This is a genomic window from Pantoea eucalypti, from assembly GCF_009646115.1.
GTDB lineage: Bacteria > Pseudomonadota > Gammaproteobacteria > Enterobacterales > Enterobacteriaceae > Pantoea > Pantoea eucalypti.
Genome location: NZ_CP045720.1, coordinates 1,564,650 through 1,590,370, shown reverse-complemented (window position 1 = coordinate 1,590,370; position 25,721 = coordinate 1,564,650). Strand labels below are relative to the sequence as shown.

Annotated in this window: 19 protein-coding genes, 1 tRNA gene and 1 pseudogene; 9 read left to right on the top strand and 12 right to left on the bottom strand. The window is 53.6% G+C overall.

Going from position 1 to position 25,721, the window contains the following annotated elements:
• Positions 1–412 precede the first annotated feature (412 nt).
• The 6 genes from EE896_RS07275 to EE896_RS07250 form a co-directional block, all read right to left on the bottom strand.
• Positions 413–1,870, bottom strand: coding sequence for an NAD-dependent succinate-semialdehyde dehydrogenase (locus EE896_RS07275; RefSeq protein ID WP_140916212.1), 1,458 nt, complete (start codon positions 1,868–1,870; stop codon positions 413–415).
• A gap of 158 nt (positions 1,871–2,028) precedes the next feature.
• The gene (gene cbl, locus EE896_RS07270) at positions 2,029–2,988 is read right to left on the bottom strand and encodes an HTH-type transcriptional regulator Cbl (RefSeq protein ID WP_003853203.1); all 960 of its coding nucleotides are present in this window, start codon (positions 2,986–2,988) and stop codon (positions 2,029–2,031) included.
• Positions 2,989–4,346: 1,358 nt separating this feature from the next.
• A complete protein-coding gene (gene nac, locus EE896_RS07265) occupies positions 4,347–5,264 on the bottom strand; it encodes a nitrogen assimilation transcriptional regulator NAC (RefSeq protein WP_140916213.1) in 918 nt (305 codons plus the stop codon).
• A gap of 452 nt (positions 5,265–5,716) precedes the next feature.
• Positions 5,717–6,742, bottom strand: coding sequence for an ABC transporter permease (locus EE896_RS07260; RefSeq protein WP_181162214.1), 1,026 nt, complete (start codon positions 6,740–6,742; stop codon positions 5,717–5,719).
• A gap of 23 nt (positions 6,743–6,765) precedes the next feature.
• Positions 6,766–8,250, bottom strand: a complete 1,485-nt coding sequence (locus EE896_RS07255) for a sugar ABC transporter ATP-binding protein (protein ID WP_003852594.1) — start codon at positions 8,248–8,250, stop codon at positions 6,766–6,768.
• A gap of 32 nt (positions 8,251–8,282) precedes the next feature.
• Entirely contained in the window at positions 8,283–9,206 is a 924-nt protein-coding gene (locus tag EE896_RS07250) for a sugar ABC transporter substrate-binding protein (RefSeq protein WP_008925990.1), read from the bottom strand.
• Positions 9,207–9,712: 506 nt separating this feature from the next.
• Here EE896_RS07250 and EE896_RS07245 point away from each other — a divergent pair.
• Positions 9,713–9,788, top strand: a tRNA-Asn gene (locus EE896_RS07245).
• Positions 9,789–10,087: 299 nt separating this feature from the next.
• On the opposite strand, the gene EE896_RS07240 is transcribed toward EE896_RS07245, so the two are convergent.
• Both EE896_RS07240 and EE896_RS07235 read right to left on the bottom strand, forming a co-directional pair.
• Positions 10,088–10,582: a FidL-like protein gene (locus tag EE896_RS07240; RefSeq protein ID WP_008925991.1), complete on the bottom strand. Its 495-nt coding sequence runs from the start codon at positions 10,580–10,582 to the stop codon at positions 10,088–10,090.
• A gap of 1 nt (position 10,583) precedes the next feature.
• On the bottom strand, positions 10,584–11,366 hold the full coding sequence (locus tag EE896_RS07235; RefSeq protein ID WP_008925992.1) for a winged helix-turn-helix domain-containing protein: 783 nt from the start codon (positions 11,364–11,366) through the stop codon (positions 10,584–10,586).
• Positions 11,367–12,212: 846 nt separating this feature from the next.
• On the opposite strand from EE896_RS07235, the pseudogene EE896_RS22865 reads away from it, so the two are divergent.
• The 4 genes and pseudogenes from EE896_RS22865 to EE896_RS07215 all read left to right on the top strand — a co-directional run bounded on the left by EE896_RS22865 (position 12,213) and on the right by EE896_RS07215 (position 16,766).
• A pseudogene (locus tag EE896_RS22865) lies at positions 12,213–12,998 on the top strand (fimbria/pilus periplasmic chaperone).
• A 72-nt stretch (positions 12,999–13,070) separates the two neighbouring features.
• The gene (locus EE896_RS07225) at positions 13,071–15,527 is read left to right on the top strand and encodes a fimbria/pilus outer membrane usher protein (RefSeq protein WP_373681471.1); all 2,457 of its coding nucleotides are present in this window, start codon (positions 13,071–13,073) and stop codon (positions 15,525–15,527) included.
• Between the two features lie 55 nt (positions 15,528–15,582).
• Positions 15,583–16,035 (top strand): AfaD family invasin, encoded by a 453-nt coding sequence (gene afaD / locus EE896_RS07220; protein WP_140916215.1) that lies wholly within the window; start codon positions 15,583–15,585, stop codon positions 16,033–16,035.
• Between the two features lie 170 nt (positions 16,036–16,205).
• Complete coding sequence (locus EE896_RS07215; protein WP_140916216.1) at positions 16,206–16,766, top strand: hypothetical protein; 561 nt, start codon at positions 16,206–16,208, stop codon at positions 16,764–16,766.
• A gap of 466 nt (positions 16,767–17,232) precedes the next feature.
• Here EE896_RS07215 and EE896_RS07210 read toward each other — a convergent pair whose 3' ends face one another.
• From EE896_RS07210 to EE896_RS07195, 4 genes are all read right to left on the bottom strand, one after another.
• A complete protein-coding gene (locus tag EE896_RS07210) occupies positions 17,233–18,219 on the bottom strand; it encodes an isopenicillin N synthase family dioxygenase (protein ID WP_105099013.1) in 987 nt (328 codons plus the stop codon).
• A gap of 27 nt (positions 18,220–18,246) precedes the next feature.
• Positions 18,247–19,674: an amidohydrolase family protein gene (locus EE896_RS07205; protein ID WP_140916217.1), complete on the bottom strand. Its 1,428-nt coding sequence runs from the start codon at positions 19,672–19,674 to the stop codon at positions 18,247–18,249.
• Positions 19,675–19,685: 11 nt separating this feature from the next.
• Positions 19,686–20,675 carry an ABC transporter substrate-binding protein gene (locus EE896_RS07200; protein ID WP_039659888.1) on the bottom strand — a complete coding sequence of 330 codons (990 nt, stop codon included), beginning with the start codon at positions 20,673–20,675 and terminating at the stop codon, positions 19,686–19,688.
• 263 nt (positions 20,676–20,938) lie between these two features.
• A complete protein-coding gene (locus tag EE896_RS07195; protein ID WP_039659886.1) occupies positions 20,939–21,862 on the bottom strand; it encodes a LysR family transcriptional regulator in 924 nt (307 codons plus the stop codon).
• Positions 21,863–22,074: 212 nt separating this feature from the next.
• Here EE896_RS07195 and EE896_RS07190 point away from each other — a divergent pair, with 212 nt between their 5' ends.
• The 4 genes from EE896_RS07190 to EE896_RS07175 are packed head-to-tail and all read left to right on the top strand — an operon-like array spanning position 22,075 to position 25,712.
• The gene (locus EE896_RS07190) at positions 22,075–23,049 is read left to right on the top strand and encodes a PDR/VanB family oxidoreductase (RefSeq protein ID WP_110411283.1); all 975 of its coding nucleotides are present in this window, start codon (positions 22,075–22,077) and stop codon (positions 23,047–23,049) included.
• Between the two features lie 20 nt (positions 23,050–23,069).
• Positions 23,070–24,350, top strand: coding sequence for an amidohydrolase family protein (locus tag EE896_RS07185; RefSeq protein ID WP_110411282.1), 1,281 nt, complete (start codon positions 23,070–23,072; stop codon positions 24,348–24,350).
• Positions 24,340–24,801, top strand: coding sequence for a RidA family protein (locus EE896_RS07180; RefSeq protein ID WP_140916218.1), 462 nt, complete (start codon positions 24,340–24,342; stop codon positions 24,799–24,801). The genes EE896_RS07185 and EE896_RS07180 overlap by 11 nt, the downstream gene beginning before the upstream one ends.
• 29 nt (positions 24,802–24,830) lie before the next feature.
• Complete coding sequence (locus EE896_RS07175; protein ID WP_004571368.1) at positions 24,831–25,712, top strand: creatininase family protein; 882 nt, start codon at positions 24,831–24,833, stop codon at positions 25,710–25,712.
• The last annotated feature ends 9 nt before the right edge of the window (positions 25,713–25,721 follow it).

Genomic DNA, 25,721 nt, shown 5'->3' with positions numbered 1-25,721 from the left:
TGTTTTATTAGCGTTTTCACTGGCCGATTTCTGTGGCGTTAATAAGCTAATGCAGAAAGTATGCCAGCCGGGCAAAAAATAAAAATGCGTTTAAAACAGCGCAAAAAAATTTTCTGCCGTATTGCCGGGGGATTTTTTGCGGAATTGCCGAACAATTAAACAGATGATTTACTTCACAAAATTTATGCGCCCTGCTGGTGCAACCTGCACGGAAATTGCACCAAAGCGGATATTAGTGACCAGGCCGCTCATTCTTCGATTCCTTACTCACCGTTTACCGACGTGCCTCACATCCCGGATAAATTCTTTAAATTTTTAAAGAGTATTATTTGACGCCGAAGAATTCAGGTTGCGCATCAGGCAAAAAAAAACGCCAGCCGGATGATCCGGCTGGCGTTCTCTTAATATTTAATTACAAACTGCCAATGTGAAATGTTTTCTGTTCCAGATATTCATCAATTCCGTAGCGGGACCCTTCACGCCCTATACCGGAGAGTTTGACGCCGCCAAATGGCGCGACCTCCAGGGAAATAGCGCCGGTATTAAAGCCGACCATGCCAAACTCCAGCGCTTCCGCCACCCGCCAGGCTCGCCGGATATTCTCGGTAAAGAAATAGGCGCCCAGGCCGTAAGGCGTGTCATTCGCCATCGCAATCGCCTCCTCTTCATCATCAAAGATAAACAACGGCGCGACCGGGCCGAACGTCTCTTCATGGGCGATACGCATACTGGACGTGACCTCACCGAGCACCGTGGGCTGCACAAACGTGCCGTTGCCCTGGCTGATGCCGCCGGTCAGCAGCGTTGCCCCGTGACTGAGCGCATCGTCGATATGGCCGTTCACTTTCTCGACAGCGCGGCTGTTGATTAGCGGGCCTATGGTGCTGTCTGGCGCAAAGCCATCGCCCACTTTCAGGGTGGCAACAGCCTCCAGCAGTCGTGCGGTAAAGCGCGGATAGATACTTCGCTGCACCAGAATACGGTTAGCACAAACGCAGGTCTGACCGGCGTTGCGGAACTTACTTAGCATGACGCCGGCAACCGCAATTTCAATATCTGCATCATCAAACACGATGAGCGGCGCGTTGCCGCCCAGCTCCAGACTCAGGCGCTTTATGCTGTTGGCGCTCTGCTGCATCAGCAACTGGCCGATTCGGGTGGAGCCGGTAAACGAAATTTTGCGCACCGTGCGACTTTCAGTCAGCGCCGCACCAATCTCCGTGGGCAGCCCGGTCAGTACCTGCAACACGCCCGACGGGAATCCGGCGCGCTCTGCCAGCACGGCCAGGGCCAGCGCCGAGAGCGGTGTCAGCTCCGAAGGTTTAACGATAATCGGGCAGCCGGCCGCTAACGCCGGAGCAACCTTGCGGGTGATCATCGCAATCGGGAAGTTCCACGGCGTTATAGCCGCAGCCACCCCGACAGGCTGTTTCAGCACCAGGATGCGGCGGTCCTCGCTGGGTGCAGGAATGGTGTCGCCGTAGATTCGACGCGCCTCTTCTGCGAACCATTTCACAAAGCTGGCGCCGTAGAGCACCTCGCCCCGGGCTTCCGCCAGCGGTTTGCCCTGCTCAGCGGTCATGATGATCGCCAGGTCATCAGCATGTTCGACAATCAGCTGATGCCATTTTTCCAGCAGCGCGGCACGGCTGGCATTGGTGGTTTTGCCCCAGCTGATGCGCACCGTTTCTGCATAGGCTATCGCCTGCTCCGTCTCCGCCCGGCCCAGCGCCGGAATGGTGGCCAGCGTTTCGCCCGTAGCGGGATCGATAACCGGCAGCGTGGCGCCCTGATGCGCATCCTGCCAGCGTCCGGCAAACAGCGCCTGCTGGCGCAGCAGATCGCTATCGGTAAGTTTTAATCGCGACATAACATCCCCTCGTGGTCAGTTAATTCCACTTTATCGTGCCGGGTCAGCGCAGGATGTTGTTGTGCGGGGTGAGAAAGGTGAGTGAAATAGTTTTTCGCGGTGTTTTGAAATTTTATGCCGTGCATAAACAGCCGCGCATCCGGCTGGATGCGCGCACTTTAAATCTGGAAGTCGATAACCGGTTCATCGTCGTTGCTGTAGGAGAGCGCCTGACGTTTGATCTCTTCCAGTGACAGGTTGGCGTTGCAGAGTTCCAGGAACTGCCAGACGTAGTTACGCTGCAGCTGACCGCGTTTGAGGCCGAGCCATACGGTGCTGGCATCGAACAGATGCGTGGCATCCAGGCGTTCCAGCTCTTCATTCTCTTCGGTTTCACACGCCTGGTCGGCCAGGATCCCGACACCCAGACCGAGTTTTACGTAGGTTTTGACTACGTCTGAGTCCTGGGCGCTGAGCACGATATCCGGTTTCAGGCCCGCCGCCTGGAAAGCGCGGTCAACCCGTGAACGTCCGGTAATGCCCTGTCGATACGTGATGAGAGGATAGCGGCTGAGCGTACTCAGTGAGACCGGCTGGTTCTGTACCAGCTCATGTCCTTTCGGCACCAGCAAAGCGTGATGCCAGCTGAACCAGGGGAATGCCGCCAGACTGCTGTTATTCACCAGCATTTCACTGGCGATACCGATATCTGCTTCACCCGCCAGCAGCATGGTGACGATTTCCTGTGGCGATCCCTGATTCAACTCAAGACGGACGTTGGGATAAAGCTGACGGAACGCTTTAATCACTTTCGGCAGGCTGTAGCGCGCCTGAGTATGGGTGGTGGCGATAGTCAGGATGCCGCTGGTTTCATTGGTAAAGACATCAGCCAGTCTTCTTACCTTTCCTGCTTCATCCAGAATGCGTTCGGCAATTGTCAGCAGTGCTTTGCCCGGTTCGGTCATGCCCAGCAGGCGCTTACCGCGACGGATAAAGATCTCCACGCCCAGCTCGTCTTCCAGATCGCGAATATGGCGGCTCACACCCGACTGGGAGGTAAACAGCGTATTAGCGACTTCCGTCAAATTAAACTCACAGCGGGCCGCCTCGCGGATGATTTTAAGCTGCTGGAAATTCACGATATTTACCTCCCTTTACATAATCTGATTCGTTGATGGTAAGAACAATTATTGATAACTGGAAATACTTAAAAATTTGGCTTTATGACTTTAGGGAATAAAGGGTGGGAGTGTTCGCTGCGCGAATGGGCTGAGGTGCACGCAGGTGCTGGGGGGTGTTCGCTGCGCGAACGGGCTGGGGTGCACCTGGGTGCCTGGGGGTGTTCGCTGCGCGAACGGGCTGGGGTGCACCTGGGTGCCTGGGGGTGTTCGCTGCGCGAACGGGCTATGAGAAGGTTTCGTTCGCCTGGTGAGCCGGGCAGTTTCAGTCACGCCTCTGCAGGCGACCAACAAGGGGGCGCCAGTCGCCGCGCCCCCTTGACCCCGGGCTCCGGCCTGCTTCACCGCCGCTTCGCGGTCCCTTCGCTTCTTCCGGATTTCTTACGTACCGGCGGGACGCGCCATCCCTGGCGCGAACCCGCCTCTTCGCGGCATCCCTGCCGCTCGTCCTGAAATCCCTCATCCGCTCAGCGGCTCTGACGGCCTCCTTCCCCGCTTTATCTCTTCTTTTTGTGTTGGTTACGTCATCGCTGTAAGTCTGAAGGATTATCTGCGGCTCTCCGCCTGGCAGGAAGAATGGCCTTCTACCCTCGCTGATATCTCTTATTTTTGTGTCGGGTACGTCATCGCTGTAAGTCTGAAGGATTATCTGCGGCTCTCTGCCTGACAGGAAGAATGGCCTTCTACCCTCGCTGATATCTCTTATTTTTGTGTCGGGTACGTCATCGCTGTAAGTCTGAAGGATTATCTGCGGCTCTCTGCCTGGCAGGAAGAATGGCTCTTCACCCTATCAAATGTTGCCTCTTCTTTTTAATGCTGGTGCATTGCCGCTGATAGTTTTCAACATTAGCTTTGGCTTTCAAACCACCAGACAACGCCATGTCCGATAAAAACCAGGATATTAAAGGCAGGGGTTTACCAGAGGCATCCGAAGCGCTGAGGAACAACCGCAGGCAAGGATGAGCCGACAGGACGCCGGCGAAAGGACGGCTCGCGCCAGGGATGGCGCGTCCGGACGGTCCGCGGGCCGCAGGGCGTGGCGAAGGCACCCCGCACAGCGGGGCGCGCAGGCTGCCGGACGCCGGGATTGTTAAGGGGCGGGCGTACGCCCCTTAATGCGTCCGCCTGCACGGGAGACCTGAAATTCGCCACCGCCTGGCGGGCGTTACCCGCTCAGTGGGCAGGCACCGCGCAACGTAATCTTCTCAGTGTGAAGGTGCAGCAAAGCGAGACCCGCCCCCGCTGCTAAGCGCAATCAGCTCAATACCTGGCCCGCTGCTAAGCGAGATCGATTCCGAACCCGCCCGCTGCAAGCGCCCCTACCCCACTAACATCAACTCCCGCTCCTCAGTCAGCGGCCTGTTCAGCAGCGACAGCAGGATATTCTTCACCGCCTGTGCGGAAGGCGACAGCGGCAAACGGGCGGAAATGTTCAGCGACAGCGGCAGGCTCAACGATGGACTGTTGATGCGCGACATCCAGGCGTCCGTCGATCCCACCAGCGCACGGGCAGCGGATTCAGGTAATACGGTCACACCCATCCCACTGGAAATCGCTGCGGTCAGAGTAGAAATTGATTCGATCTCTCCGATGATGCGCGCGCTCAGGCGGCGCAGCGAAAATGCCTCATCAACCCGTTTGCGCACGGCGCTGTAGTCGCGTGGTAAAAACAGGCTCATCTGTGCCACATCGGCCAGATCGACGCTGACACCGGGATAATCAGTGGCGCCTACCAGGAAGAGATCCTCTTTCATCAGCGGCATACTGTTAATTCCGGCAGTGGGTGCACGATCGTACAGCACCGCCATATCCAGCTGACCGCTCATCACCTTCTCGTTCAGCACGCTGCCACTGTTTTCGTGCAGGTAGACCAGCACTTCCGGAAACTGATCGCGTACGGTTTGCAGCAGCGGCATGGTCAGCGAGGATGCCGCCGTGCCGGGTGCCAGTCCAATCGACACCTGACCGCTCAGCACCTGACCGGCGTTGATGACCGCGGTCTGGGCCTGCTCGCACTGGCGCAGAATAGTACGCGCATGGCCATAGAGAATCTTACCGGCTTCCGTTGGCGTAACGCCGCGCTTGGTGCGAATCAGTAATTGCTGATCCAGTTCATTCTCCAGTGTCGCGACCTGCTGACTGAGTGCAGGCTGTGCGATGTGCAGCACTTCTGCTGCCTGCGTCAGACTGCCGATATCGACGATTTTAACAAAGTACTTTAGTCGTCTTAAATTCATCTTGCCTCCGTCACTCACCCCGAATAGCGAAATGGGTCTGATCCAATCGCCCTGATAAAAGAGATTTTGCAAGATGCAGGCCAGGTTTAAAGAGCAGCAGTCAGTGTCCAGCCAGATTTTTCCTAACGGCCCGGAAAATAAGCGTTTCTGATTACCTCTTAAGGGTTAATAAGGATCAGGAATGCGTAATCAGTGTGAGTAAGGATCCCGGGCGCACTGTGACAGTGCAGACGCTGCGAGTCAGACGTGCATAAAAGTGATGACAGACTGTACAGTTTTAGTGCAGTGGAAACGTATTGCACCTGATGAAGGCTTGCAGGGCCTGAAGCGTAGCGGTAAAGCGCAGGATAAAAATGTAAACGCTATCAGCAGGATTTCTTATCGCTGACGAAGGGAGGGAGGAAAGTAAACAGTGCCCTCTCCCGCATGCAGAAGAGGGCAACGCCTGCTGATTAACGTTTTTTGCGGTTACGGTGCATATCGATTGAGACCGCCGCCACGATGATGATCCCTTTGATGATGTCCTGAATGTAGGCATCGACACCAACGAAAGTGAATCCACTTTTAATCAGGCCGAGAATGACCGCGCCGATTAACGTGCCGGTGATACGGCCCACGCCGCCCATCAGGCTGCTGCCGCCGATCACAGCTGCGGCAATCGCATCCAGCTCGTATGACATCCCCATGCTTGACTGACCGCTGCTGACACGCGCCGCCAGGACCACACCCGCCAGGCCAGAGAGTGCACCAGCAATGGTGTAGACGATGATCAGATACTTATTAACGTTAATACCGGAGACTTTCGCCGAGGTCATGTTGCCGCCGATGGCGTAAACATATTTACCGTAGCGGGTATGTTTCAGGGCGATGTGGAACAGCAGCGCCACCACCAGGAAAATCACCACCGGCATTGCACCCTGCCCGATTGAGGTAAAACCGTCGGACAGGAAGCTGATTGGGTTACCCTGGGTGTAATACTGCGCCAGACCGCGTGCCGATACCATCATGCCCAGTGTGGCAATGAACGGTGGAATCCCGGTGCGGGTAATCAGTACGCCGTTGACGACGCCCGCCAGTAAACCGACGCCAATACCGGCCGCGATAGGGATCACCGCAGGCATATTCACCAGCGAGGGATACATCGGTGACAGACTGTCAGACGTCTGCGCCAGGCTCGCGGCAACCACCGCCGCCAGGGCAATCACCGACCCGGAGGAGAGATCGATACCGGTGGTAATGATGACCTGGGTCACGCCAACGGCGATAATCCCGATAATCGCCACCTGCAGGACAATCAGGATCAGACGGTTGGTGTTGAGCAGGAAAGACTGGTCACGCACGTACCAGCCAAACATTTCAAAAATTAACGCAATCCCCACCATCACCACGAAAATGCCGGTATCTTTCGGCAATTTATGACGCAGGCTGGCGAAAAAAGAGGGTTGCTGCGGGGCTGCCGGGGTAGCAGTAGCTTTCATATTGCTCATAGTGGTCTCGCGCCTCACTCGGATGCCAACGACAGAATGGTTTCCTGATCGGCTTCTTCTTTATCGAGGATGCCGGTTATACGCCCGCCGTGCATCACCATCACCCGGTCGCTCATGCCAAGGATTTCCGGCAGTTCAGAGGAGACCATGATGATAGCCACGCCACGGTTGGCAAGTTCACTGATTAAGCGGTAAATCTCCGCTTTAGCGCCGACATCAATGCCGCGCGTCGGTTCGTCCAGAATCAGAATCTTCGGTTGCGCCAGCAGCCAGCGGGCAATCAGGACTTTCTGCTGATTACCGCCGCTGAGGTTGTTGATGATCTGATCCATGGTCGGTGTTTTGATATTCAGGCGACGGATCTGGTCCATGCAGTCCTGCGCCATCTTCACATGGCTGACAAACCCGCTTTTACCGCTGTACTCCGGCATGTTGACGATGCTCATGTTCTCCATCACCGACAGCACCAGAAACAGCCCGGACTTTTTGCGATCTTCGGTCAGAAACGCCATGCCCTTTTCAATCGCCGTGGAAGGTGAGTCGATCGTCACCGGCACGCCATCAATTAAGATCTCGCCGCTGTCGAAGCTCTCCATGCCGAACAGGCTCTCCATCACTTCGCTGCGACCGGCACCCACCAGTCCGGCGACGCCGAGAATTTCACCCCTGCGGACGTTGAAACTGACATCAGTAAAACGATCTTTGCAGGTGAGATTGCGAACCGTCAGGACATCTTCTCCGATGGCGCTGTTGAATTTCGGGAACAGCTGGGTCAGTTCACGTCCCACCATCTGCGTAATCAGCGACTGACGGGTATATTTCGCCGTCTCATCACTGGCAATCCAGGCGCCGTCGCGGAAAATACTGACTTCATCAGTGATGTTAAAAATTTCATCCATCTTGTGACTGATGTAGATGATTGCTTTGCCTTGCTCCCGCAGATCACGAATGATGGTAAACAGGTGCGCCACTTCAGTTTCGGTGAGCGCGGAGGTGGGCTCATCCATGATGACGATATCTGAATCCCAAGAGACCGCTTTGGCAATCTCGACCATCTGCTGTGACGCAATGCTCAGCTCGCCCACCATGCTCTCCGCTTTCAGGCGGATATTCAGCCGGTTGAGCAGCTCCTGCGTCTTCTGATTCAGCCGGGCGTGATCAACAAAACCAAACTTCATTGGCTCACGACCCAGCCAGATATTCTCAGCGACGGTCATGTAGGGCACCAGATTGAGTTCCTGGTGAATCATCGAAATGCCGGAACGCAACGCGTCCATGGTGTCCTGAAACTGCACCGGCTCCCCTTTAATTTTGATGGTGCCCTTATCGGGACGGTACATCCCGATAAGGCACTTCATTAAAGTGGATTTGCCCGCGCCATTTTCGCCCATCAAGGCATGTACCGTTCCCGGACGCACCCGCAACGAGACGTTGTCGAGGGCTTTAACGCCGGGGAAGAACTTGCTGATGCCTTCGGCTTCAAGCGCAAACGCGTTCATACATCACCTCCGTACAGCTGGGTCGGGAACGATTATTTCAGGTTACGGTTGGTAAACTGTTCCATGTTTTCTTTGGTAATCAGCTGGTAAGGAATGTTGATGATTTTCTGGACTTTCTCACCTTTCACCAGTTTGATTGCCGTCTGCACCGCACCTTCACCCTGGCCCTGCGCATCCTGGAATACTGTGGCGACCATCTTGCCCTGCTTCAGCATCTGCAGCGCATCCGGTGTGCCATCGACACCCGCGATCAGGATTTTGTCCGGGTTTTTACCCAGCGCCTGCAGCGCACCAATCGCCATTTCATCGTTGTTCGAGGCGATGGCATTGATCTGATCACCGGCAGTCATCCAGTTACTGACCACATCCACCGCATCGTTACGGGTAAATTTGGCGGTCTGTTTCTGAACGATTTTGATGCCAGGGAATTTAGCTGCGACTTCTTCCACGCCTTTAGTACGGTCGCGGGTCGCTTCGTTTGCCAGGTCACCCATCAGGATGGCAACGTTGCCTTTGCCGTTCATCGCCTTCGCCAGCGCTTCCATCTGTAAGCGTCCGGCCAGTTCTGAGTCGGATCCGACATAAGCCATTTTTCCGGTCAGTTCAGCCCCAGGGCGGCGGTTTACGAAGATCAGCGGAATACCCGCTTTGCTCGCCTGATCCATAATCGGTTTCACCGCATTGGTATCGACCGGGTTAACGATCAGCGCATCAACACCCTGTCCGATAAAGTTTTGTACCTGCTGCAGCTGCTGTGAAACGTCGCCTTTTGCATCCTCAACCTGCCCTTTGACGCCATCTTTCTGCATCTCTTTCTGCATTGAGGTACGCAGAATGGTCAGGAAGTTGTCATCAAACAGCGCCATTGAGACGCCAACCGAAATATCTTTTGCCATAGCGGCGGCAGGTAACATGCAGGCTAACAGTGAGGCGACAATCGTTTTTTTAATGTTCATAGGGACCCTTCTTATTTGTTAACTTGCTCAGTGGCTGCGGACCACGAATGAAAAATATCTTTTACATTCACCCAGCCTGTCTGGCGTCTGTTTCGGAAAATTTGAGGTAAGACTTCAGGTTCTGGCTATTTTTGTGATCGACCACTCCTTTTCACAATCACTTGATCTGCAAACAGTTAGTTTCAAAATGCCGTTTCACTTCTGGCCGATGATGACGACCGTGATGATAAGCAGTTCATTTGTTCCATATGATCTCGTTTTGAAATTTTTATCATAAAAGCACTGAAACGCTTGTTTTAACATCGGCAAATAACAAAACTTTGACATGCATCTAACATCTAATGAGAAATGCCAGCAAAGTGAGATCCTGTTGGCAGTTTGAAAATCCATCAGAAGTGACTAAAAACCGCCAATCCGCTGCTTTTACGAGCATCTGAACGCAAATCAGTAAACAGGGCTTTGACAAGCAGGATCTACGCCGCTAATATTCGCCCCGTTCAAGCGATTCCTCTGTAGTTCAGTCGGTAGAACGGCGGACTGTTAATCCGTATGTCACTGGTTCGAGTCCAGTCAGAGGAGCCAGAATTAGAAAAAGCCCGCTCAGGGAAACCTGAGCGGGCTTTTTGCTTTTGTGTTACAGGTCGGCGAATCACTGACAGGTTCAGATGTGAACCATCAAATAACGATGTGCTGTGGGCGCTACTCAGGCGGCCCTGTAGATAGCTTGTCTATCGACCCCCACTGATGTTAGCCAGGAAGCGGTTTAGCATTTGTGCTGTGCCTTTCCGCCATCCTTTTCCTTTGCTGCCTGCCAGAGAAAATGGCGCCAGTGCCTGGTTCTTTCTTTAGTGCAAAGGTTCTGCGAGCTTTCATGCAATCAGTTAAAAAGCCACGCAGGTAAAGACAAACGAAAGTGGGCTTCCCATCATAAAAGTATGATGTCCGACATTAATCACATCAAGTTGTAAGGTTTCCGGGTCGCCGGTAAATTCAGCCAACAGCTTCTCAAAGGTTGGATTATCTGTATTGTCAGTGGGAGAGATAATGATGCGGCTTATAGAGTAATGCGCTGTATTACTGCCCCTTACTTCCCCCCTATTCAGTATGAGGGTTCTTCCTAAATTTTTTTCCTCATTATTGATTAACACCCGTCCATTCAGTAAAAAATATCCGGTTCCGTCCTTGTATAGTCTGAGATCCTGGGCGACATTAAATTTAAGCGTCTGTCCCTCACCACCCAGATCGTATTGGGTAAAAGAGTAACATCTCAGTGGCAATATTAAATTATTTTCAGACCCAAAAAATATAAAACCCAGAAGAATTGCCGTACAGACAGTTGAAATAGCTATCAGAACTCTCACGTTTGGAAACATCATATTAATTCTCGTTAATATGGAAGAAATTATTGCAACTGGTTACATTCCTCTCTTTTCCAAGCTTGCAATACGAAATTAATGTTCGGCCATCATCTTTTGGCGAAAAAGATGTATAGTTATCAAAATAGATTTTTTTATTTTTATCACAGACTAAATTATTTTCTGCTAAAAGAGCAGTTATTTTACTTTTTACTTCTTTCATCTTATTTTCATTGAGATCCTTAACAAAAACCACCTCGCACCCCTCTGCAAGAAAATCTGATTTCAGATAAATGTTGATATTATCCAATGAAGACGTATTGTTTTTAAAGACTAACACCGCAGTTGCAATAAAAACGGGTGAAATGATATACAGGCAAAGAACAATGACTTTCCATGAAAGAAAAGATCCAGGTTTATTTAATAATGCCTTAGGTAAATGAGCCGGTGGGGATGACTCTATTCCGTCAAAGGAGGGGGATTTAACGACAGAATGATTAGTATTTAACTTAATACCAATTTTAGGAATGGTAATGACAATTTCATCACATCCAAATGCGGATAATGCACGTCTCATTATACTCAGGTATTGCGTTAAATTTGCATTTGACCCTCTGAGGTTATGTTTATCCCAGACTTCAACAATCAAATATTCTCTTGTCAGAATATCGCCATTGGAATCAAGAATGAGTGCCAGTAATCGCGCCGAAGGCAGGTTAATCTGAACGGTATCTTTCGTCGGTATATGTCGGAGAGTACTGTCATCCGTATTAAACACTATTGAACCATTAATGGTATACAACACCTTCACATCCCCCCCGATTAAATAAATTCAATCTCAGATTTATCTCACAACATAATACAGTAAAACCCTTTTTGCACGTAGCATTTTTAAAACAAGCGAATAAAAAGCACGGGAACGCGTTGATACCCACTGACTCTGTTTCAGGGAAATCATTGTCCTGATGTCGGAACGCCGTTGCTAATGAAAGTATGAGTATATTCGCACAGCTGAACCTTCCGCTGTCAGAAGGGAATTACGACGATTCAACCAGATTCACGGCAGGAGATGCTCTTTTAAACTCTCCTCCGGATGTCAGGTAGTGGGCAGCCTGCAACAATCGGCGACTGTTTAAGCTAAAAAAATAACAAAAATAGATCATTAAACTAAAAATACAGATAAATTCGAATTACATTCCGTTATTGGTTTTCCTGTATAACACTGTTTCCATCCTGAGGCAGCAAGCCCCGGCCAGTGTGGGGGTTAAGGTGGGTACGCATCTTGCTTCAGCTCGGTGATTATAGATGTACCTGAATCCGCGCCATCTATATGAATGTGAAAAGCAATGACCTGGTGATTTCTTCAACATGCTTTATGGGCATTATAAATAACCCGAAAACACACCAGAGGATTACTGAATATGAAACTTAAATTTAAACATTATTGCACGACTGCCCTTTCCACCTGTGGCTCATCGGGCTCGCTAACTACCTGTGCCGCTTTTTATCTGAAGCTTTTCTCTTCTTAAAAATCTGGCCGTGTATTTTTAAAATGAATTTCTTTATTAATTTTACGTTTACCTAAAAATTAACAAGGGTATTTTACGATTACGTTTAGTCAGGAATAATTATTCTCTGATAGGGATGTGTTATGTATTTACTTTGTAATAAAAAAACTTATAGGGCAGCCGGGGCTGTACTGGCCGCCGCGATATTAATCAGTAATGGCGCTACTCCGGCTTTTGCGCAGGAGCTGAAGACGGTCACCAATACCAAAGTATTCGAGGTCAAACTGGGTGCCTCACGAGTGATATATAACCCGGACTCCAGCGGAGCGTCTTTATCCATCACCAATGCGCAGGCTTACCCCATACTGGTGCAGGGAAAGGTGCTTGCGGAAGATAAAAAAACACCTGCGCCTTTTATTGTCACCCCGCCAGTTTTCCGTCTGGATGCACAGTAGCAGAACCGCCTGCGAATTATTCGTACCGGCGGTCAAATGGCCGGTGACCGTGAAACGCTGCACTGGCTTTGCGTGACCGGTATTCCGCCTAAAGATAGTGATGTCTGGGCTCAGGATGAGAAAGGGACACCGTTAAAGCCCACAGCAGTCACGCTGAACCTGGAAGTCAGCGCAAACAGCTGTATTAAGCTGCTGGTGCGCCCGTCCGGCGTGAGAGGAACGATGATGGATGCCGTATCCGCGCTTAAGTGGCAACGCCAGGGCGATAAGCTGACGGTAACTAACCCTTCCGCATTTTATATGAATTTGTCCTCACTCAGCGTGGGGGAGATGAATATTCCGGATAGGGAATATGTCGCTCCGCACTCTTCCCGCAGCTTTATCCTGCCAAAAGGCGCTGCCGGTCAGGTGAAGTGGACGGTTATCACTGATGAAGGTGGAGAGAGCCGCACGTTTCAGTCGCCGTTGCACTAATAAGGCGCCTGGATAATGAAATATTTTCGGTTTTCTGTGGTGGCCATCGTGGTATCTGCCGGGCTGTTTTCAATGCCGGTGATGGCCCGGACCTGGGAATTTGATGCTTCACAGTTGGGTGGTGGTGTCAGTGATGCGGATATCGCTCTATTTAACCAGGGCGGGCAGCTTCCAGGAACCTATCTGGTTGACGTGTTGCTCAATGGTGAGCAGGTGGATTCCCGTGAAGTGGTTTTTGTTCAGCAGGAAGATTCCCGGGGCATGCCTGTTTTGCAGCCCTGCCTGAGCAGGAAGCAGCTTTTACGTTACGGCATAAAGACGGAAGACTATCCGGCATTGTCCGGCAAAGGCCTGGACGCAAACAAAGATTGTGCTGACATCCGCGTTATTCCGCATGCCAGAGCTGATTTTAATTTCGGGGCACAGCAGCTGGTGCTGAGCGTTCCGCAGATAGCATTGCGCCCTGAAGTAAAGGGCATTTCTCCCCGAGAGCTGTGGGATGAGGGAGTTCCGGCGATCCTGATGAATTACCGGACCGGTACCAGCCATGTGGAATCCCGGGTCGGGAGTAGAAATGTCAATGAATCGCAGTACCTGCAGCTGGAGCCCGGCGCTAACTGGGGACCATGGCGATTACGTAATTCGACGACGTGGCAGAAGAGCCGCGGACAGACCGGCCGCTGGCAGACTCCTTATACCTATCTTGATCGGGGCCTGTATGACATGCAAAGCAGGCTGACGCTGGGAGAGCGTTTCACGCCGTCGGAAATTTTTGACAGCGTACCTTTTCGCGGCGTGATGCTGGGTTCGGATGAAAATATGCTGCCCTCTTCGCAGCGGACTTTTTCACCCGTGGTGCGCGGTATTGCCCGCACTCAGGCCAGGGTAGAAGTGAAGCAGAATGGCTACACGGTTTACAACGCCACGGTAGCGCCCGGCCCGTTTGCCCTGAGTGACTTTGCCGCTGGCGGCTCGGGTGGGGATTTGCAGGTTACCGTATGGGAAGCCGACGGCACTACTCAGGAATTCAGCGTCCCTTATCAGACGCCGGCGATTGCGCTGCAGGAAGGCCACAGCGTGTACAACCTGATGGCCGGGCAGTATCGGGCATCAGATAACACGGTTGATTCGCCTCTGGTTGCACAGGCCACTGTTATGTATGGCCTGCCGTGGAGCCTGACCCTATACGGCGGTTTGCAGGGCGCGGAGCGCTATCAGGCGACGACTGCGGGGCTGGGTATGTTGCTCGGGTCGTGGGGCGCGGTATCTCTGGATGGGACTCACGGCCGTGGGCAGAAGAAAGAGCGTGAAAGTGAAACGGGGGGATACGGACGGCTGCGCTACAGCAAGCGCGTTGAGGTAACCAACACCTCGCTTGATCTGTCCCATACCCGCTATGACGCATCCGGTTTCAGCACGCTGTCTGAGGTAATGGACAGCTATCGGCAGGAAAACCCAGCCGGCAGTGACGCACAACGCCGGTCTGAGACAACCCTGACGCTCAGTCAGTCATTGGGCGGATTGGGGAGTCTCAGCCTGAGCGGTTCTCGCAACAGTTACGGCAACGGGCAAGGGAGTACAGAGTCGTTCAGTGCCGGCTATGGCGTCAGTATACGCGGCGTTTCCCTGTCGCTGAATGCGACGCAGAACCGTAACCGGAACAGCGGCAGTAAATGGCAGGATAACCGGCTGATTAACATGATGGTCAGTATTCCACTGGACCGCTGGCCTGGTGGGGCAACCCGGGCGACCTATCAGATGACGTCGCCTTCATCCGGCGGCAATACACAGCAGGTGGGGCTCAGTGGTCAGGCGTATGACCGCCAGTTGCAGTGGAATGTGAACCAGCGTCAACGTTCGGGGGCGGTGAGCGGAGACCGCAACGACAGCGACCTGAACCTTGGCTGGAGCGGGGGCTACGGCCAGCTGAATGGCCGTTACGGCTACAGTCCGTCTTACCGGCAGACAGGACTGGATGCGTCAGGCGGCATCGTGATTACCCGCAGTAGTGTCACCGCAGGGCAGACGCTGAACGATACCGTGGCACTGGTGAAAGCGCCGGGTGCCTCCGGAGTGGCTGTTGGCGGCTGGCCGGGAGTGAAAACCGATTTTCGTGGCTACACCACACAGTCAGGCCTGCAGCCTTACCGGAAGAATATTGTCAGCCTGGACCCTGCTCGTCTTTCGGCTGATGCAGAAATAAAACAGACGGACGTGACGGTAGTGCCGACACAAGGCGCGGTTATCCCGGCCACCTTTATCACGCATATTGGCCGGCGGGCGCTGGTGACACTGATACGTCCGGACGGTAAACCGGTTCCTTTTGGGGCACTGGTTACCCCGGAAAACCAGGCGTCATCAGGCAGTGGCATTACCGGTGAAGCCGGACAGGTGTATCTGTCCGGACTGAACGGAAAAGGCGCCCTGATGGCGAGATGGGGAGAGAAGCAACAGTGCCGGGCTGATTACCGTCTGCCGGAAAAACCAGGGCCAGCGGGGCTGTATCTGTCAGAGGCAGTTTGTCGCTGAAAGCAGTTACCGGCTTCCGAAAAAACTGAACAGAAACATCACCCGGAGAAGGGGAATGATGAACAGAAAAAGATTGTATCTGATAGCGGCAGCACTTTTGACAGTCATGGCCAGCAGCGCTCCGGCTGTCGCTGCGGGCAGTCCGCAACTGGTGTTACAGATGAATCATGGCCTGCAGGCGGGTGCTGTCAGAGACGGCACAAAGCTCGGCAGGGGCACGCTGGTCAGCTACGACATTCATACGGGTTTTCAGCTCCGGAGCGATCAGGCTGCATCCGGCCAGCAGGGAGGGCGTTATGTGCTGACAGGCCAGCAGAATCCGGCGCATCAGTTGCGGGTGCGTCTGGTGCCACAGCAACAGGTGGTAACGGAAATGGCGGACATGCAGGTGATAACCGTGCATACCGGCGAAGACAGAATGGTTTTTGACATTCTGGCGGATGGCGACCAGAGGGTGAAAGCGGATACCTACTCTTTAAACATCGCTGGTCAGGTGGTCACTCAGTAACGTGCAACAGCCGGGCGCTATATAGAGATTTCACGAATACCCCGTCACTGACATTTTTGGTGACGGGGAGCCATCGGTGGCACATATGCCTCGATGGTCGGGTAGACGCACTGTCTACGACTTTTAGGGACGACTGCAGTCGTTAATTCAACACAACAAAGGATAGAGATATGAAATTTTTAAACATCAAAACCTCAGCGGCAGCAGCGATAATCATCGCGGGTATTTCATCCCACGCAGCAATCGCAACGGTGTCCGAAGCCAGTACTACGTCGGCCGACATTACTTTTACTTCTCCGCTCACTGTTTCTAACGTTTTGACACCGGTGTCGGGTCTGTCGGACGGGACTCATAATAGTGGAAAAGTGCTGGCAAATGGTACCATCTCTTCGACAGGCGGCGCCTCTCGTCATTACATAGCTTTGGGTATGCCCGGGTCATTAACAGGGTCTGGTAACGGCACACCCCAGTTCCCATTAAATATTAAAGGCAAAAACGACAGCAATAACGCCATTCTTGTAACAATACTCAGGCCTTCTGATACTCCTGGCTCTACTGGCTTTACTCGTTGCACAGAGTTAGGTTTGACATGTAACACCGACACCGATTACATTTTATACAGCACTGCCACCAACGGCGTATCAACTTACAATGTTACATTAAGCGGGACGCAGAAAGTGAAACCTGATACCTATACCGTCCAGACCACCGCTTACGCGTATGGAGACTGACAGAAATAAAAACATCAGGCGAACACCCTGTAATGTTCAGGGATTTGACTGACTCTGTCGCATTGACGTTAATCAGAAGCATAGGCGGGGAATCCCGCCTATGCTTACAGCTTCAAATTTTCAATCTCAGGTAAGCCAGTTCAGAGAATAGCTTCATATTTCAACATTCATTAACAGTAATCGACACAAATCCTTCTGGTTACATTGTTCTGCCTGTTCGGCAGTAACAGAGATTTACGCAACAAAGAATGTTGTTATCATGTTCAAATCAAATAATGAGATCGCATTAAATTCCTTCTATGCGAGGGTTGTATTTTTTATGCCCGTAAGTACATGAAGGCGAAGGCTATATTAGCGAGTTACTGACAAAGGCGATCTCAGCCAGAAAAGCCAGAATTAAAAAAGCCCGCTCAGTTTTCCCTGAGCGGGCTTTTTGCTTTTCAGCTCTCTTTATCTTTCTGGCAAATTATCCTTTCGCAAAGTTCGCCTGAATGCGCTGTTGCAGATAATCTTCGGCGGTGATGGCCGGATATTTCGCCTGCGGCCCCAGAATCTCCACATCTTTATTAGCCTGACAGAAAAAGGCCAGGCTGTAGCGCGCACCCTGGTATTCGCCGGGCAGTGGGCTTCTCACACGGTGGAAATTTGACGGCAGCTGATCGTCGCTCCAGCGCATCAGCATGTCGCCGATGTTGCAGGTGATCACCTCTTCGCGCGGCTCGATGCTGGTCCACTGCTGACTTTCGCGGTCTTTGCCAGGACATACCTGCAACCCGCCCTGACCGGGACGCTGGAACAGCAGCGTCAGACAGTCAAAATCTGTATGCGCACCCGCGCGCCACATCCCCTGCTCTGACTGCTCAGTGGCATAGTAGTGCAGCATGCGCAGCGTACTCTGGTAAGTTTGCAGGTCCGGATTATGTGCCTGCTCGAAAAAGTGCTCAGGAAAGCCCAGTTTGAGGGCAAAACAGGAAAGCAGTTTCATGCCCAGTTGCCAGCATTGCGATTCAAAATTCAGCATGGTCTCTTTGAAGGCCGGCAGTTCCTGTTCGGTCGGCCATAGCGGTGCCATCAGCGGACGGGTAATCTGGTAAGACTCTTTCTGGTCTGGCGTTCGGGTTGATGGACGCACCTGAGATTTATTCTCCCAGCCTGCGTTACGCGCCAGCGGATATTGCGCTTTTATCTCTTCGGGCAGTGAGAAGAAATCCTCTGTCATGCTGAACGCCTGACGGATATCGCCGAGTGCAATGCCGTGATTGCTGACCTGGAAGAAGCCAATTTCTACGGCTGCGCTCCAGAGTTCGTCGGCGATCTCACTTTTACGGTTTTCGAAATCTGATAAATCGATACAACGCACTTCACGGGCAAAAGTTTCTTCACCCATCGCGCCCATTCCTGCTTCTTTTTCCAGTTCCTGTAATGCATATGCTGTTTGATTTGATTGCGTCATTGTTCTTATCCTTCTTAATCAATAGGGTTAGCGCGCAGCGCGCTGTTGTAAAGTACGGACGGCAGACATTGCCTCATGGCGCATGGCCTCCAAATCGAGTCCGGGGATGACATCGTTTTCGACGATCACCCGGCCATTTATCATCAGTGCCTTAAGCGAAGCGCGTCCGGCACAGGCCACCGGACCAATGGCCATGTCGTGCAGGCCGAAGTAGCGCGGGTCATCCAGCCGATAAATGGCGATATCCGCCAGCCTGCCCACCTGCACGGTGCCGCTTTGTTGCAGGCCAAGGATCTGCGCCCCGCCTGCGCTGCCCCACCGCACCACGTCTTCAACAGATGCTGCGTCGCCGCCGCCTTCAAACGTGCCGCCGTCATAACGCGGTGTCGCCAGCATGCCTTTTCGGGCGCGCTGCAAAAGCCAGGCCGCATGCGCTTCACTTTGCATATCGGCGGCTTCGTTCGATGCCGCACCGTCTACGCCTAATGAAACAGGCACACCGGCCTGTTCCAGCGCCAGCAAATCAGCGATGCCGCTGCCCAGACGCCCGTTGCTTTGCGGGCAGTGTGCAATGCCGGTGCGGGTCTGACCCAGCATCGTGATTTCCTGCGGCAGCAGTTTTACCAGGTGCGCAAACCAGACGTCCTCACCCAGCCAGTCGTGTTCCGCACAAAACTGCACCGGCGTCATGTCGAATCTGGCACGCGCCGCATCAAGATAATCCACGGTTTCCGACAAGTGGCTGTGCAGCCGAATCCCCAGACTGCGGGCCAGTTTCGCCATTTCGCGCAACTCCGCACCGGGTGCAGAATGCAGCAAGGTTGTAGGTGCCATCACCACACGGCGCAGTGACGTTGGTTTCGGATCGTGATAACGACCCACCAGCCGTTCAATATCCGCCATGTAATCCCCGAAGTTTTCCGGGCGCAGCGCCTGCGGCAAATCTTTCTCGATCGCGCGCCCCTGCGTTGCGCCACCCCGACATAGCACAATGCGCATTCCCAGCGCCTCACCTTCACTGAACAGGATTTCCGAGGTATCGAACGGCATATCTGGCCAGTAAAGGTAGTTATGGTCCGCCACCGTCGCGCAGCCGGAACGCAGCAGTTCGGTCAGGCCGATACGCACCGCAAGACGAAAGGTGGATTCATCGAAGGTGGCACGAAAACGATAAGGCGTGGCACTCAGCCATGCGGTCAGGCTTTGGTTCAGCCCCTGCGGTTCCCCTTTTAACAATGACTGAAACAGGTGATGGTGCGTATTCACCCAGGCGGGATAAACCACGCAATCGCGGGCGTCGATCAGCTGCTCGTCGGGCATTGCCGTCAGGGAACCTATCGCCTCGATCACCCCATGACGCACGCGAATATCCGGCCCGGCGTGACGCGCTGCCTCTCCCGGCAAGCCGGTGAGGATTGCGTGCGCATTTTTAATCAGTAAAACGTCAGATGACATTGCAACACTCCTCAGGGCTTAACCTGCATCTGGTCGACAATTTCAGTGGTATACGCCTGCTTCCAGTCGGTATTCGCATTCAGCAGTCTGGCGTTCACCATGAAATCACGGGTTTTCTGCCAGCGGGCTTCCGTCATGGTGCCCCACCCCTTTGTTGCCGCATCACCGCCGTCAATCAGATGGTGCGCTTTGATTTGCTGAACGCCCCAGGCCAGCAGGTCGTCCGTCATCTTCGGGTTATCCTTTTTGATCAGCGCGTTGCCCGCCGCCGGATTTTGCAGATAGCTTACCCATCCTTCCATCGACGCCTTTACAAACTTAGCCATCGCCTCTTTCCGGCTGCTGATCAGTTCAGGACGGGTGATCAGAATGCCGCCGTAAGGGGGATAACCGTGCTCCGAGAAGAGGAAGAAATTTGATTTCACACCCGCCTTTTGTGCCTGAAAAACTTCAGAACTGACATAGGCTTGCTGCGCGACATTTTCGTCAGCCACAAAGGGCTGGATATTGAAGGTGTAAGGACGAACCTGTGAATCGCTAAGCTGATAGCGTGCTTTCAGCCATGGCCACCAGGTCGATTGCCCGGAGCTGGAGACTAAAATGGTTTTGTCTTTCAGACCGTCCAGGGAAGTGACTGAAGCATGTGTCAGCAGCCCCTGAGGATCAAACTGGAAAGGGGCGGCGATGGCTTTGGCCTGAAAACCGCGCTGTACGGATTCGAGTAGCTGGAGATCATAACCGATGATCACGTCCGCGCGCTTTGCCAGCAGCAACTGCATGCCGTTGACCTGCGGGCCGCCGGACTGAATGCTGACATCCAGCCCGTAACGCTTGTAAATGCCTGTGGCCTGCGCCTGATAATAGCCGCCCTGCTCCGCCTGCGCGTACCAGGATGTCAGTAGCGCTATTTTCTCATCGGCGTGTGCCGACAGTGAAAATGCGGCAGGGATCAGCGCGCTCAGCACGCAGCAAGACAGGGGAATGCGGGAAACTGACTTCATTGCTCCTCTCCTAATCATCACCGGAGGGGCGTTGAGCGAATGCGGCTCAGCTCCCCTGACCGGCTCAAAATGAACCGCGAAATGGTTGCTGAGCAATGTCCCGCGCAGTTGCCCGCACTGACCGCTTCTACTCACTGTGGGTTATACAAGAAAGGTGCCAACTCCACGAATGCGCTTTCTCTGCGCTTTAACAGGGGATTGATCGGCGCTGGCTCTGCAACCTTTGATTCATTACAAAGCAGCCAGCACCAGAACAGTGCAAATCAATCCCGATCACCTCGCGGCATCTGGATCTCGCTGAACAACATCTCCAGCTGTTTGAGCATCATCGAGGCGGCCAGCGAAAGCTGTCTTGTCGGGGCGACGCACAACGAAAGGGTGAACGTTTTTAATTGCGGATCGGTCAGCGGAATAAATTGCAGTTCATCGCTTTCCACCTCATCAATGATGTCGAGCCAGCAGAGAATACCGATGCCCATTTTCTCTTTAATCAGCGTGCGGATCATGTGGATGTTATTGGATACCGCGACTTCGTTAATCATGTCGCCGTTGATATTCATCAGCGCCTGGACGGGTTCGGCCAGCATCAGCGGCGCAGCCGGCAGGATAAACGGATATTCCATGCACTGGCTAAAACGCACGTGGCTTCTGTCGCCGAGCGGGTGCCCTTTCGGCACCACAATCCCCAGCTCGATTTCTGCAAAAGCGCGTACCTGCAACTCTCGTGAACTTTGCGGATTAAGCATCAGACCAAAGTCAGCATCGCCAGATATCAGCGCCTGCTGAATGTCCACATTGTTCATGGTGGTCAGCGTGAAAGAGATATTCGGATAATCAGCATGCACCTTCCTGAGCATCGCCGAGAAAAACTGCCGGTTGATGGCGTCAATGGTGGCAATTCGCACGTGTCCGCGCCGCAGACCGCGCAGGTCATCGAGTTGCTCGCAGACGCGGGTGAAATCCTTTTTCCAGTTGTTGGCGGCGTGCAATAGCAGCTCGCCGGCTGCCGTTAGCCGTAATCCGGTCGGGTGCCGTTCAAACAGCGGCATTGCCAGTTCTTTTTCCACCCGCAGGATCTGCCGGTCAATCGACGATGCGGCGACATGTAAGGTTTCTGACGCCTTACGAAACGAGCCCTGGCGGGCAACCTCAGTGAAGTACAGCAAAAACCGTGAGAATGCGAACATGATTGAGTGCTCTCTTTTTTGCAACGGGATGTGCGAATCAAAGCGCTGGACGCAACAACTTTACAACAATAACGTAGCTTTCTTTGCAATGGGAACAATCGTTTCATCGACATTACATCCCGCCGCGGGCTATTCCAGGCCGGATGGCAGCAGGTTATGCGGTGAACAGGTTACCCTGGTTTATGAATGACTCATCAAAATGAATACGGTAAATGACGATGAATGATGCCGGATTAATTCCTGTCACGATCAAGGCGATCGGCGAAAATGGTAAAGGAAATATTTCACTGCAACTTATTGCGCAGGACGGTGGATTATTACCGCCCTGGTTACCCGGTGCGCACATTGACCTTTTCATTCCTGAAATTGGCCCGCGCCAGTATTCTCTCTGCAACGAAAATCACAGCGGGGAATATTATGAAATCTGCGTAAAACTGGCAGACAACGCGACCGGCGGGTCGCACTTTATTCATCATCATTTCAGTGCTAACGACACACTCAATATCTCGATGCCACGTAACCATTTCCCTCTGCCAGCCGCCGGGCGCTATCTGTTATTTGCCGGAGGAATTGGCATTACGCCACTGCTGGCGATGGCGGAACAGATTTCTCGGCAAAGCATTGAATTTGAACTGCACTACTACATTTCGGGCCTGGATAAAGCGGCGTATATACCGCGTCTCACAGCACCTTCACTGGCAAAAAATCTCTTTTTACATGACAGCAGTGCAAACGATTCCCTGCGGCACACGACGCCGCTGAGCCTGTGTCAGCCGGATGCCAATACGCAGGTGATGGCCTGTGGCCCGGATGGGTTTATTAAGCGCCTTGAAGAGATTATGTACACGCACCACTGGCATAAGAATCAATTATCTTTTGAGCGATTCAGCAATAACACTATAAACAAAAATAACGCCAACTCTGAATTTCACATTGAGCTGAAATCCAGCGGAAAACGTTATTTAGTTGGTTCAGACCAAAGCATTGCAGAAGTCTTATTGAGTGCCAGAGTCGATATTATGCTGTCGTGCGAACAGGGTATTTGCGGCTCATGCATTACGGATGTCATCGACGGTATTCCCGATCACCGCGACTGCGTGCTGACAGAAGAAGAGAAAGCGGAGAACACGCAGATTACGCTGTGCTGTTCGCGCGCTAAGAGTCCTGTTCTGGTCCTGGACCTGTAATGCCAACGCGGAGCCTCAATATGAACTTTCCTTCTTTTGCCTCACCGTTAAACGGCATTGCCAACGTTCGCCTTCCCGCCTGGCTGCTTCCTGCCGGGTGGCCTGAGGAGGCAGGTGAACCGGTGACGGCAGATCTGCGCGTTGAGGCAGGCAAAATAACTACCATGACGCCTTTTCAGCCCGACCAGAATGATTTGTGGGACGCACAGGGCATGCTGGCGCTGCCAGGTCTGCTCGAACCTCATGCGCATCTTGATAAAACCTTCACCATTGGTCGCAGCCGTCCCCTAAAACCCGGTCTGCTGGCCGCGATTGAAACCCTGCATGAGGATCGCCGGCACTGGACCACGGCAGATCTTCATCAGCGTGCCCGACAGGGAATGGCATGGGCCGCCGCCAACGGCGTAACCCGCCTGCGCACCCATATTGACTGGTTCGATGCCACGCCGCCGCTGGCCTGGGCGGCACTGGCCACTATCACACAACCCGGCGTCATGCTGGAACGGGTGGCGCTGGTCCCGCTGACTCTTTTTGCCGACAGCGAGGCCGCTGACCGCATCGCCGCTGCGGTGGCGCAAAGCGGGAACCACTGCCTGCTGGGTGGATTTATCCACTCATCCAACTGGGATCCGGCCGCCATGACCAACCTGATGCGCAGTGCCTCGCGCTGGCAACTGAATCTGGATTTGCATATCGATGAAGAGCTCTCGCCGGTGGCACACGGCCTGAGCTGGCTGGCGCATTACCTGTCAGAAAATAGATTCAGCGGCCATATCTGTTGCAGCCATGGCTGCGCGCTGGCCTCCGGCAGTGAACATCAGGCAGTGGAGGTCCTGCGTTTGCTGGCGGAGCAGCGCGTCACGCTGATTGCACTGCCGATGACCAACCTGCTGTTGCAGGACGCCGTCACCGGCCGTACGCCACGACAGCGCGGCATAACGCTGCTGAAAGAGGCGCAGGCGGCAGGCGTTCCGGTGCTGCTCGGTTGCGATAACGTGCAGGACGCTTTTTGTCCGGCCGGCAGCTACGACCCGCTGGATACGCTGGCCTGTGCCCTGTTCGCACTGCAGCTGGATAACGTTTTTGACTGGCAGTCGCGACTGATCTGCGATGTCGCCGCGCTGAGCGGTGATGCACCGCCCGGCCTGCCACTCGCACCTGGCAGCGATGCCACGCTGATTCTCTTTCCAGGCAGCGACAGCCTGACCTGGCCTTTAAACAGCGCAGCCCGGCTGGTTTTCCACCATGGCAGGCTTGCCCACCAACGTACCTGGAATCCGGAGTTATCCCATGAGTCTTGACGCGGGTGCGGGTAAACCGCTCGCCAACTATGCCGCGTGGCGCCGCGCGGGCGATTTTGTTTTTCTCTCGGGCGTGATTCCGGTTAATCCGCAGAGCGGGACCATCGTGCGCGGCTTTCAGGATATCCCCGCCGAAGCACGCCTGCTGTTGGGTGAAACCGGCGAATTCTCGACTGATATCAAACAGGGGCCGATCCTCGCCCAGAGCTGGTATGTGCTCGAAAGTATCCGCCACATCATTGAAGACGCCGGCGGGCAGATGAGTGATGTGATCAAGCTGGTGCAGTACTTTCGCAATCTTGATCATTTCCCCTATTACAGCCGGGTCAGAAAGCTTTTTTATCCCGGTCAACCGCCGGTTTCTACCGTGGTTCAGGTCAGCGAAATGCTGCCCTGCGCCGACGTGCTGATTGAAGTGGAAGCCACCGCCTGGTTACCCCGGTCCCGCTAACCCTGACAAGTCCGAACACGAGGCAGAGCATGATTAACGGCTATATTCCCGCAGAACGTTTTCTCCCTTTTCTGAGCTGGACAGCTATCGCTGCTCTGCCCGACAAGGCTAACACCGTGATTGTCTTACCGACCGGCGCCATCGAACAGCATGGCCCGCATCTGCCGTGTTCGGTGGACAGCGTGATTTCCTCCGGCGTCGCGGGTCACGCACTGGCGCGGCTTCCGGAAGAGATTCCGGCCTTCGCGATTCCGCCCATTACTTACGGCAAGTCGGACGAGCATCTGAACTTCCCCGGCACGCTGACCCTGACCGGCGACACGCTGTTGCAGACGGTGCTGGAAATTGCCGAATCGCTCTACCGCGCCGGGTTCCGCAAACTGCTGATGATCAATGGGCACGGCGGACAGCCGCAGGTGCTGCAAATGGCCTCGCGGGAAATGCGCCTGCGTCACGGGGACATGATCATGATCCCGCACGACGTGTTCCGCGTGCCTAACGTGGAAAATCAGTTCCTGAGTGCGCAGGAGCAGAAAATGGCGATGCATGCCGGTCACAGCGAAACGGCAGTGATGCTGGCTCTGGCACCGGAATGCGTTCACATGGAGCACGCTGTCGCCAATTATCCGCCGGCGTTTCCCTGTCCGACGCTGTCATCTGGCCGCCCTGTCGCCGCCTGGGCTTCTTATGATTTTGGTCCGAGCGGCGTAATCGGCGATCCGATTGGCGCAACCGCCGAACAGGGGCACGCGATCCTCGATTCGCTGGCGGCAAGCTGGGCGCAGGCGATCACGGAGATCCACCTGATGGAATGGACAGTCCGCAGCGAACCCACCTGGGGTAAACACCACTGGAACGGCTTTGTGCAAACCCGCTTCACTCCTCCTTCGTCTTCTCTGGCCTCTGAATAAAGGAATTCT

Coding starts and splice junctions, on each gene's coding strand:
- EE896_RS07275 (WP_140916212.1), bottom strand. CDS start 1,870: ATGTCGCGATTAAAACTTACCGATAGCGATCTGCTGCGCCAGCAGGCG.
- nac (WP_140916213.1), bottom strand. CDS start 5,264: ATGAATTTAAGACGACTAAAGTACTTTGTTAAAATCGTCGATATCGGC.
- EE896_RS07260 (WP_181162214.1), bottom strand. CDS start 6,742: ATGAAAGCTACTGCTACCCCGGCAGCCCCGCAGCAACCCTCTTTTTTC.
- EE896_RS07255 (WP_003852594.1), bottom strand. CDS start 8,250: ATGAACGCGTTTGCGCTTGAAGCCGAAGGCATCAGCAAGTTCTTCCCC.
- EE896_RS07250 (WP_008925990.1), bottom strand. CDS start 9,206: ATGAACATTAAAAAAACGATTGTCGCCTCACTGTTAGCCTGCATGTTA.
- EE896_RS07240 (WP_008925991.1), bottom strand. CDS start 10,582: ATGATGTTTCCAAACGTGAGAGTTCTGATAGCTATTTCAACTGTCTGT.
- EE896_RS07225 (WP_373681471.1), top strand. CDS start 13,071: ATGCCGGTGATGGCCCGGACCTGGGAATTTGATGCTTCACAGTTGGGT.
- afaD (WP_140916215.1), top strand. CDS start 15,583: ATGATGAACAGAAAAAGATTGTATCTGATAGCGGCAGCACTTTTGACA.
- EE896_RS07215 (WP_140916216.1), top strand. CDS start 16,206: ATGAAATTTTTAAACATCAAAACCTCAGCGGCAGCAGCGATAATCATC.
- EE896_RS07210 (WP_105099013.1), bottom strand. CDS start 18,219: ATGACGCAATCAAATCAAACAGCATATGCATTACAGGAACTGGAAAAA.
- EE896_RS07205 (WP_140916217.1), bottom strand. CDS start 19,674: ATGTCATCTGACGTTTTACTGATTAAAAATGCGCACGCAATCCTCACC.
- EE896_RS07200 (WP_039659888.1), bottom strand. CDS start 20,675: ATGAAGTCAGTTTCCCGCATTCCCCTGTCTTGCTGCGTGCTGAGCGCG.
- EE896_RS07195 (WP_039659886.1), bottom strand. CDS start 21,862: ATGTTCGCATTCTCACGGTTTTTGCTGTACTTCACTGAGGTTGCCCGC.
- EE896_RS07190 (WP_110411283.1), top strand. CDS start 22,075: ATGACGATGAATGATGCCGGATTAATTCCTGTCACGATCAAGGCGATC.
- EE896_RS07185 (WP_110411282.1), top strand. CDS start 23,070: ATGAACTTTCCTTCTTTTGCCTCACCGTTAAACGGCATTGCCAACGTT.
- EE896_RS07180 (WP_140916218.1), top strand. CDS start 24,340: ATGAGTCTTGACGCGGGTGCGGGTAAACCGCTCGCCAACTATGCCGCG.
- EE896_RS07175 (WP_004571368.1), top strand. CDS start 24,831: ATGATTAACGGCTATATTCCCGCAGAACGTTTTCTCCCTTTTCTGAGC.